Source organism: Synechococcus sp. H60.3 (assembly GCF_047462295.1).
In the GTDB taxonomy this organism is placed as follows: Bacteria; Cyanobacteriota; Cyanobacteriia; order Thermostichales; family Thermostichaceae; genus Thermostichus.
The window spans coordinates 1-9,347 of sequence record NZ_JANSIY010000100.1; the positions used below are offsets into that span (position 1 = coordinate 1).

Consider the following 9,347-nt stretch of genomic DNA (forward strand, 5'->3'; position numbering starts at 1 on the left):
GATTGGGACACGCTGGTCAGCCGCCGCGGCATCTACACCCTGGTGGTGTACTACCTGCGCCGTAACTACAACAACGCCGGCAACCCAACAGGGAACACTCCCTGGGAAGGCAACGCGCGGATCGAGCGTTTTGAGTTACGCCCCCTCGCAAGGCAAGGTGATAACGACTGCGCCGGGCGCAGCGAGTTCTTTAGCTCCGATCCGGATCCGTTCCGGGAAGGTTTTCTCGCCTGGCCCTCTCAGCAGGCTTTGCAGCAAAGGCCCCAGACCCCCATTGCCAATAGCCAGGAAGGCCCCCGCCTGATAACTCTGGTCTCCAACATCTTCAGCAGCCGGGAGGGGAGTCCGCAGGTTGCACCCGCTTGCCCGCAGGGCTATGCCTTTGGCGGTGGCAAACCCAACGGCGTCACCTTCTCAGGGTTGGCAGATAACCAGAACGACGTGGGCTTCTACGTCTGCGTGCGGCGCAGCCCCGGCGCCGACCGACCCCAGGATGTGGTCATCAACATCACGGCCACGGCCATGGAGCGGGCCAACCCCGGCCTCTTCCGTCGCTACATTGAGGATGCCACCAGCGTCGATATCTCAGAGGTGTCGCGCTACCTGCTGCCGCTGCAAACTCGGGTTCTTGCCCGCGGTGTTATCAACCGTCCACTCTCCTAGGGGGAATGTCCACCATGTTGGCCTTGGAGAAAAAAACCATTGGCCCGGCGCGGCCGCTTCGATCCCAGGGCTTCACGCTGATAGAAGTCCTGGCGGTGGTGGTCATTATCGGCATTGTGGCCGGGCTGGCCGTCCCTTCCGGGATCAACATCTGGGCGCGCATCCAATTGGAGGACGCGCAAAACAAGGTGGAGCGAGCCCTGCGCACCGCCCGCACCAACGCCAGAGCTTCTCTTCAAGGCCGCGCCTGGGTGGTTGAAATCGACAACTCAGATCCGAGTGTCCCCACGCTGGTGATCCAAGACGAGGAAGGCCATTGCGATGAGCCGATCCCGTGCCAGCGGGTGCGCCTGAATAATTTTGTAACTGTAACTGGCACCTTCGACAACGAAAGAGGGAGGGCTATTTTCGACTCGGAAGGGCGGGCGCGTCAGTTGGGGCGCTTTGTGGTTAGCAGCACCTACTCCCAGGGCGAAAACCGCTGCGTGGTGGTGAGCACTTTGATCGGCACTCTCCGCAAGGACAACAGGCCAGAATGTGGCAACGTCGCCAACGAGGCAGAGGAAGGATAGTTGGGGTAGGATAGTCAGGCTGTTCATCCCGGCTCATTGCCCTCACCCCCGGCCTCTCTCCCAAGGGGAGAGGGGAGCTGTCTAGGTTCACAGGTTATGGTCTCCTCAACTCTTGAAGCTCCGGAAAAAGTCTTCCCCTGGCACGCTCGGCAGCCGGCTCTGCTGGTGCTGGCCGATGGCACGGCCTTTGCCGGCTGGTCGTTTGGAGCGGAAGGCACGGCGGTGGGTGAGGTGGTGTTCAACACGGGCATGACCGGCTACCAGGAGGTGATGACGGATCCAAGCTACCGGGGGCAGTTGATCACCTTCACCTACCCGGAATTGGGGAACACGGGGGTAAACGACCTGGATCAGGAATCGGCACAGCCCCAAGCCGCCGGGATCATCGCCCGCAACGTGTCGCGCCTGGCCAGCTCCTGGCGCGCTACGGGGACGCTGCCTGACTACCTCAAGCAGCACGGGATCCCGGCCATTGCCGGGGTGGATACGCGGGCCCTGACGCGGCGGCTGCGCTCGCAAGGGGTAATGAACGGGGCCCTCTCAACCGAGATCTTGGATCCGCAGGCGCTGCTGGAGCGGGTGCGCCAGGCCCCTGCCATGCAGGGGCTGAGCCTGGTGGCAGAGGTTACAACGCCCAAGCCCTACGAGTGGCTGGAGCCCACCCCCGCCGATTGGGACTATGGCCGCAGCCAAGGGATCCGGATCCCGGATCCCCCTTTGCGGGTGGTGGCGCTGGATTTTGGCATCAAGCGCAACATCTTGCGCCGCCTGACTCGCTACGGCTGCCGCGTGATGGTGTTGCCGGCCCACGCCAGCCCGGAGGAGATCCTGAGTTACAACCCCGATGGGATTTTCCTCTCCAACGGGCCCGGGGATCCAGCGGCAGAGACAACGGCCATCCGCACCACCCAGGCGCTGCTGCAAAGCGGGAAGCCAATGTTTGGCATCTGTCTGGGCCACCAGATCCTCAGCCTAGCTCTGGGCGGATCCACCTACAAGCTGAAGTTCGGCCACCGCGGCCTCAACCACCCCTGTGGGCTGGAGCAGAAAGTGGAGATCACCAGCCAAAACCACGGCTTTGCGGTAAATGCCGCTTCGATCCCGGCGGAGGAAGCGGAAATTACTTACCTTAACTTCAATGACCGCACCGTGGCCGGGATCCGCCACCGCCACCTACCTTTGTTTTCCGTGCAGTATCACCCAGAGGCCAGCCCCGGCCCCCACGATGCTGACCATCTCTTCCGGGAGTTTGTGGAGCTGATGCTGCAGAAGAGAGGGCAGGAGTAGCCTAACCCTCACCCCCGGCCCCTCTCCCTGAGGGAAAGGGCGGCACGGGCTTCTTCCCGGTCGTCGAAGTGGATCTTCTCGGTGCCTAGGATCTGGTAGTCTTCGTGGCCTTTGCCGGCAATCACCACCGTATCGCCCGGCTGGGCCTCCAGGATGGCCAGGCGAATGGCTTGGCGGCGATCCACCTCCACCGCCCAGGGGGATCCAGGGATCCCGGCCAAAATGTCCTGCAGGATCTGCTGCGGATCCTCGGTGCGGGGGTTGTCGGAGGTCACCACCACCCGATCGGCCCAGGTGGCGGCAATGCGGCCCATCTGCGGGCGCTTGCCCCGGTCGCGATCCCCGCCACAGCCAAAGACGCAGATCAGCCGGCCTTGCACTTGCGGGCGCAGGGCCTTGAGCAGGTTTTCCAGCCCATCGGGGGTGTGGGCATAGTCCACGATTACCGTGATGTCCTGCCCCGGCAGGCTCACCCGCTCCATCCGCCCCGGCACACCGGGAAAACGGGGCAGGGCCGACTGGATAACCTCAACCGGGATCCCCAGGTGCAGCGCCACCCCTACTGCCGCCAGCAGGTTGGCCAGGTTGAAGGATCCCACCAGCGGTGCTGCCACAGCAAAGCTGCCCAAAGGGGTGTGCAGGGTTGCCTGCAGGCCGTTGGGGTGAAGTTGAACGTCGCTGGGCCAGAGGGCAGGGATCCCTTCCAAAGGCCGGAGGGAATAGGCCCAGGGCTCTAGGAGAGCTGGGAGGGCTTCGAGCAGCCGTCGTCCCCCCTCGTCGTCGGCGTTGACCACCGCCCGCCCCTGCAAGTACTCCGGACGGAACAGGGTGGCCTTAGCCTGCCAGTAGTTTTCCATGCTGCCGTGGAAATCCAGGTGATCCTGGGTGAAGTTGGTCCAGACGGCAGCGGCAAAGCTACACCCCCAAGCCCGATCCTGAGCCAAGGCATGGGAGCTGACCTCCATCACCGCCACCTCCGCCCCAGCCCGCTGGGCTTCCCTGAGGCTGCGCTGCAGCTCTGGCGGAAACAGGGTGGTGTGAGAGGCCCCTTCACAGTGGCCGGGCCAGCGGTTGTAGAGGGTGCCCAGCAAGGCAGTGGGGCGACCGGCAGCCTGCAGCAGATGTTCGATGAGATGGGTGGTGGTGGTTTTGCCGTTGGTGCCCGTCACCCCTACCAAGGTAAGCTGGCGGGCCGGAAAGCCATAGAAGGCTGCCGCCACCTGGGCCACAGCCCGGTTCAAGCCAGCGCGGGGCCACACCAAAATGGGCCGACTGCTCCCTTCAGCCTCTCCGCTGACTTGCTTCCACGCCTCCTGCGAGATGAGAGCCGCCACCGCTCCTCCGGTAAGCGCCGCCCGGACAAACTCGCCGCCATCGACACGGGATCCCGGCATCCCCAAAAAGAGATCCCCGGCCTGCACCTGGCGCGAATCGGTGCACAGACCCCTGACCTGCACCCCCTCCAGGGATCCCTGGACCAACTGGGGTTGGATCCCGGCTTGGCCGAGCAATTGGCGCAGATCGATCCCGTTGCTTCCCATGCTTTTGCCACTCCCCACAGCTTTGCAGCTTAGGGTAGCCGCTGGGCCGGCTTTCTGGCCAGAGAAACCCTAGGCCAGGGCCTCTTCCAGCTTTTGCTTGGCCCAGAGGCGGGCGTAGAGGCCGTCGGCATCAGCCAGCAACTGGGCATGGGATCCCTGCTGCACGATGCGACCTTGGTTCATGACCCAGATCTGATCCGCCTCCACCGCCGCCGTGAGGCGATGGGTAATCAAGATCACCGTTTTCTGGGCCGTGGCCTGGCGCAGGTGGCGGAGAATGGCCTGGGCCGTCTGGTTGTCCACGCTGGAGAGGCAGTCATCCAAAATCAAAATCGGCGCATCCACCAGCAACGCCCGCGCCAGGGCCACCCGCTGCCGCTGGCCGCCGGAAAGGGTGATGCCCCGCTCCCCCACCAGCGTGTCGTAGCCCTTGGGAAAGTGGAGGATCTCGGCGTGGATGTGGGCGGCTTTGGCGGCCCACTCCACCTCCCAATCTTCCGCCTGGGGCTTGCCGTAGCGGATGTTGTCCCGAACGGTGGCGCTGAAGAGGAAGCTTTCCTGGGGCACGTAGGCAATGGCGCGGCGCAGGGATCCCAGTTGAAGCTGGGTAATATCCTGCCCATCCAGAAACACTTGCCCCGGCTGGATCTCCAGCAGGCGGGGCAGAGCATTGGCCAGGGTGGACTTGCCTGCCCCAATCGGCCCCACCACCGCCACCAGTTGCCCCGGCTCGATGCAAAAGTGCAGATCCTGCAGCGCCGGCGTTGCGGATCCCGTATTGGCATAGGCAAAAGTCAGCCCCCTAGCCTCGATACGCCCCTGCACCTTTTCCAGAGGCAGCGGCAGAGCCTGGGGGGCATCGCGGATGGTGGGCTCCACCCGCAGCAAGGCGTCGATCCGCTCCAGGCTGACCTGGCCCCGCTGGTAGGCGGTGATGGTAAAGCCCAGCAAAGCGGTGGGAAATACCAGCCGTTCCACGTAGAGGGTGAGGGCGGAAAAATCCCCAATCGTCAGCCGCCCCGCGGCAATCTGCGGCCCCCCCACTGCCAACAACAGCAGCAGGCTCAGGCTAACCAAAGCCACCAGGGAGGGGAAAAGCAGGTTGCGGGTGAGGGCCAAGCGCAAATTGGCCTGCAGCAGCCGCTCGTTGCGGCGGCGAAACTCCCGCTGCTCGTGCTCTTCCTGGGCATACACCTTGATCAGGGTGATGCCGTTCATGTCCTCCTGGATGAGATCGCTCAGATTGGCCAGCTCCTGCTGCACCTGAAGCTGCTCCTGCTGCAGACGGGTGCTGGTCAACTTCACCAGCCCCAGCATCACCGGAAACACCGATAGGGCCAAGGCGCTCAGACGTGGCTCAATACCCAACATGGCCGGCAGCGTAGTGCCGTAGGCAAAGATTGTATTGGCCAAATTGAGCAGGGCAAAGCCCAGTAGGCGGCGGACATTTTCCACATCGCTGGTGATGCGGGTGAGAATATCCCCGATGGTCTGCTGGGCAAAGTAGGAAGGCTGCAGGGTAAGCAAATGCTCGAAGATGGCCTGCTTGAGGCGAAACTCCACCTGCCGCCCTACGCCAAACATCCACACCCGCGAGGCAATGCGAATGCCCATCATCAGGGTGGAGACAACCAGCACCACCAGAGCGTAGAGGGCAATGCGGCTGGGCGACAGCGCGGCCAGGTTCTGGCTGAGATCATCGATGGCCAGCTTGACATACCAGGGCAGGAACACCCCCAGCCCGTTCACCACCAGCAGGGATCCAATGCCCAGCACCACCTGGCGCCGATAGGGGCGCAGATAATGGGCCAGTTGTCGGAGATGGGATCCCGCCACTCAGGTGCTCCTCCAGCTTCTTCCCACTCTAGCGCTGGGCCGGATCCCCCCGGTAGGGATTAGGCCAGAACCTGCGCTGGGGCCTGCTGCGCCAAGAGTTCCACCTGCTGGCGCGCCCAGGCATCTGCTTGCAAAATGTCCTCCAGGCTGGGGGCGGGGATGACCTGGTGCCGCTCACAGACCCGTTCCAGAAGGCGGGGGATATCCAAAAAACGAATGCGCTCTTGTAAGAACAAGGCCACGGCTGCCTCGTTAGCCGCATTCAACACCGCCGGCAGCGTCCCGCCCGCCCGCCCGGCGGCATAGGCCAGCTCCATGCAGGGATACTTGCGGTGATCCGGCGCCTTAAAAGTGAGGGATCCCAGCTTGACCAAGTCGAGGGGATCCCAAGGGGTGGTTAGGCGCTCCGGCCAACTGAGGCCGTAGAGAATGGGCAGGTGCATATCCGGCCAGCCCAACTGGGCCAGAACCGAGGTATCGGCCAGCTCAATCAGGGAGTGAACGATGCTCTGGGGGTGGATGAGGATTTCGATGTGGTCATAGTCCAAGCCAAACAGCCAGTGGGCCTCGATCACCTCCAAGCCCTTGTTCATCAGGGTGGCCGAGTCGATGGTGATCTTGCGCCCCATCACCCAGTTGGGGTGTTTGAGGGCATCCGCCAGAGTTGCCCGATCCAGTTGCTCGGCAGGCCAATCGCGAAAGGCCCCCCCTGAGGCTGTCAGCCAGATGCGGCGCAGGGATCCCGGCGGCACCCCCTGCAGACATTGAAAGATGGCCGAATGCTCCGAGTCCACCGGGATGAGCTTGACGCCGTGCTTTTGCACCAGGGGCAGCACCACCGGGCCGCCTGCCACCAGGGTCTCTTTGTTGGCCAGGGCAATGTCCTTGCCGGCGCGGATGGCGGCCAGCGTAGGCAAGAGGCCGGCACAGCCAACGATCCCGGTCACCACCCGCTGGGCCGCGGGGTGAGCCGCCACCTGACACAGCCCCTCCGTGCCCGCCACCAACTCCGGCAGGGGTCGCATCCCGGTCAGCAGCGACCGCAGTTCCGGCAGCAGCTCCTCCCGGCCAACGGCCACAATCTGGGGGCGAAACCGCCACACCTGTTCCGCCAGGAGAGTAACATTGCTGTAGCTGCTCAAGCCGACAACCCGAAAGCGATCGGGATACTGGGCCACCAAGTCCAGAGTTTGGGTGCCAATCGAGCCGGTGGAGCCGAGCAAGGTGATAGCCTGCATGGGTGATCCCTTTGCACTGGAGTGTCTGGGTTGCCAAAGAATGGCGGCCTGCCGGCGCGGACTTCCCCTGGCACAGCGTGCCCTGGGCTCCACCTCACAAGGGCTAGACCTGCCTCTCGCCCTTCATATTATCTTTGTCTGTGCTAGGCTGCTCTCCTAAGTTAAGCACCTCCGCGGGGATGCCGCGGTGGCGCTAGGGATCCGCCAAAGGCTAGCCTTTGGCCAACTGAGAGCCCAGCCCCTAAGCAAGCAGGGCTGATATCCTGAAGCTGGCTGGGGAACCCCCGCTGGAAAAGCTGCCCATGTTTGGCTCCGCAGAAGCTTTTGTCCGTCTCAAGGCAAGCAGCGCTTGGCGAGCTGTTCTCGGACTATGGCTAGTTCTAGGCGTGAGTGCCTGTGGCGGCGGCACTTCGGGTGGTTCTTTCTCCCCCCTCCCAGGACAAATTGAGGGATCCCACTTTGACGACCTCAATGGCAATGGCCTGCGGGATCCGGGAGAGCCGGGGCTGGCCGGCATCACCACCTTTTTGGACTTAAACGGCAATGGTCGCCTCGATGGGGGGGAGCCCAGCACCCTCAGCGATGCCAACGGCAACTTCCGCTTTTCCAACTTGCCCCCTGGCACCTACCGCGTCACCGCCCTTTTGCCCCCAGGGCGGGTGTTTACTGGGCCGCCCTCAGGCTTAGGTCGGATTGTCGGCGGCAGGCCGGCCCAGCCGGGGGCCTTTCCCTGGATGGTGGCCCTGCTGAACGCGGCGGAGCCCGATCCTTTTCAGGCGCAGTTTTGCGCCGGATCCCTGGTTGCTCCGGAGTGGGTGCTCACCGCCGCCCATTGCTTCTTCAATGATCAAGGCCAGCGGGTGGTGAACGCCCGCAGCCTGGATCTGTTGGTGGGAACAACCCGTCTGCAGGTTAGCGCCGGCCAGCGCATTCGCGCTGCGCAAATCGTCATCCACCCCGGCTACAATCCCCAGGTGGGGCAACTGGGGGGGAACGATCTTGCCCTGGTGCGCCTCTCGCGGCCGGTGGCTCTGGCCACCCTGCCCCTGGTGCAGCCCAACCAAACCAGCCTGACTGCCCCCGGCACGTTGGCCACCATTCTGGGTTGGGGGGCCACCTCCCCCCGCGACCTTGACCAAGAACCCAGCGGCTTTGCTCTGGATCTGCAACAGGCCGAAGTTCCCATCGTCGCCAACGAGGTGTGCAACGCGCCCCAGTCTTACAATGGCATCATTTTAGATACCATGCTCTGCGCTGGCTTTCCCCAAGGGGGTGTGGATACCTGTCAGGCGGACAGCGGCGGGCCTTTGCTCGTACCCAGCGGCAGCGGCTTTGCTCTGGCCGGAATCACCAGTTTTGGCAAAGGCTGCGCCCAGCCCAATTTCTACGGGGTGTATACGCGGGTGTCCAGCTTTGCCGGGTTTGTGCAATCGGTAACCGGCACTGCCCCCAGCCCAATGCCAGTTCCAACACCCTCCCCTTCTCCTGCCGTAGGGGCGACGGTCTCTTTGACGGTGAACCTGCGAGAGGGGGAGGTGGTTTCCGGGGTCAACTTCGGCAGCCGCGCCCAATAGGCAGGCCGGAGATGGTTTAGGATAGGGATCCCTGTTGTATCCAAGTCCGTTTTTGTTGATTGACGGAGGAGATGTCTTTCTTATGACTCAAGTGACGATTGGCGAAAACGAAGGAATTGAATCCGCGCTGCGCCGCTTCAAGCGCCAGGTCTCCAAGGCAGGCATTTTGCGGGATCTGCGCAACCATCGCCACTTTGAAACCAACCTGGAAAAGCGCAAGCGCAAAGCGGTAGCCATGCGGCGCAACCGCCGCAAATCGATGGCCTAGTCCTCTTCTCTTCAGTTACGGGATGTGGGTGGGCTAAAGCCCCTCTGCTTTAGTGGGGGAAGGAAGCCAACTTGGGGGCTTTAGCCCTGTTACCATTCTCGCGGCCCAAGGCAGCTACGTGCCTATTACACAGCAGAGTAGCTTGGTAGCCCCGTACTAAGTGCTCCGCGCTGCTAGCACGAGTAGTGCGGGGTGGAAAAGCCTTCGAGCGACTTAAGTCGCTCCCCAATGATGCAGGTCGTTACTATAGCTTTGGGTCGCCACTCAGCAACCATGGACTACGGATGCCAGCAGGTTCTGATTCAGGACAGGAAGCTAGTAGCCCTACTGGAGTACCTCTGCCAGCAGTCCAACAAGGTCTACAACTG

At 63.0% G+C, this 9,347-nt stretch carries 7 protein-coding genes and 1 pseudogene; 5 read left to right on the top strand and 3 right to left on the bottom strand.

Annotated elements, in window-relative coordinates; genetic code table 11:
- The 3 genes and pseudogenes from NW841_RS10150 to carA all read left to right on the top strand — a co-directional run.
- Positions 1-663: pseudogene (locus NW841_RS10150) on the top strand (PddD domain-containing protein); the annotation flags it as partial.
- 14 nt (positions 664-677) lie between these two features.
- Positions 678-1,235: a Tfp pilus assembly protein FimT/FimU gene (locus tag NW841_RS10155; RefSeq protein WP_414386256.1), complete on the top strand. Its 558-nt coding sequence runs from the start codon at positions 678-680 to the stop codon at positions 1,233-1,235.
- 96 nt (positions 1,236-1,331) lie between these two features.
- Positions 1,332-2,522 (top strand): glutamine-hydrolyzing carbamoyl-phosphate synthase small subunit, encoded by a 1,191-nt coding sequence (gene carA / locus NW841_RS10160; protein WP_414386258.1) that lies wholly within the window; start codon positions 1,332-1,334, stop codon positions 2,520-2,522.
- A gap of 8 nt (positions 2,523-2,530) precedes the next feature.
- On the opposite strand, the gene NW841_RS10165 is transcribed toward carA, so the two are convergent.
- From NW841_RS10165 to NW841_RS10175, 3 genes are all read right to left on the bottom strand, one after another.
- Positions 2,531-4,063 carry a UDP-N-acetylmuramoyl-L-alanyl-D-glutamate--2,6-diaminopimelate ligase gene (locus NW841_RS10165; protein ID WP_414386260.1) on the bottom strand — a complete coding sequence of 511 codons (1,533 nt, stop codon included), beginning with the start codon at positions 4,061-4,063 and terminating at the stop codon, positions 2,531-2,533.
- 69 nt (positions 4,064-4,132) lie between these two features.
- The gene (locus tag NW841_RS10170) at positions 4,133-5,899 is read right to left on the bottom strand and encodes an ABC transporter ATP-binding protein (RefSeq protein WP_414386261.1); all 1,767 of its coding nucleotides are present in this window, start codon (positions 5,897-5,899) and stop codon (positions 4,133-4,135) included.
- A 59-nt stretch (positions 5,900-5,958) separates the two neighbouring features.
- Positions 5,959-7,137: a 1-deoxy-D-xylulose-5-phosphate reductoisomerase gene (locus tag NW841_RS10175; RefSeq protein WP_414370237.1), complete on the bottom strand. Its 1,179-nt coding sequence runs from the start codon at positions 7,135-7,137 to the stop codon at positions 5,959-5,961.
- Positions 7,138-7,439: 302 nt separating this feature from the next.
- Here NW841_RS10175 and NW841_RS10180 point away from each other — a divergent pair, with 302 nt between their 5' ends.
- The gene (locus tag NW841_RS10180) at positions 7,440-8,711 is read left to right on the top strand and encodes a trypsin-like serine protease (RefSeq protein ID WP_414386263.1); all 1,272 of its coding nucleotides are present in this window, start codon (positions 7,440-7,442) and stop codon (positions 8,709-8,711) included.
- An 82-nt stretch (positions 8,712-8,793) separates the two neighbouring features.
- On the top strand, positions 8,794-8,979 hold the full coding sequence (gene rpsU, locus NW841_RS10185) for a 30S ribosomal protein S21 (protein ID WP_011429105.1): 186 nt from the start codon (positions 8,794-8,796) through the stop codon (positions 8,977-8,979).
- Positions 8,980-9,347 lie beyond the last annotated feature (368 nt).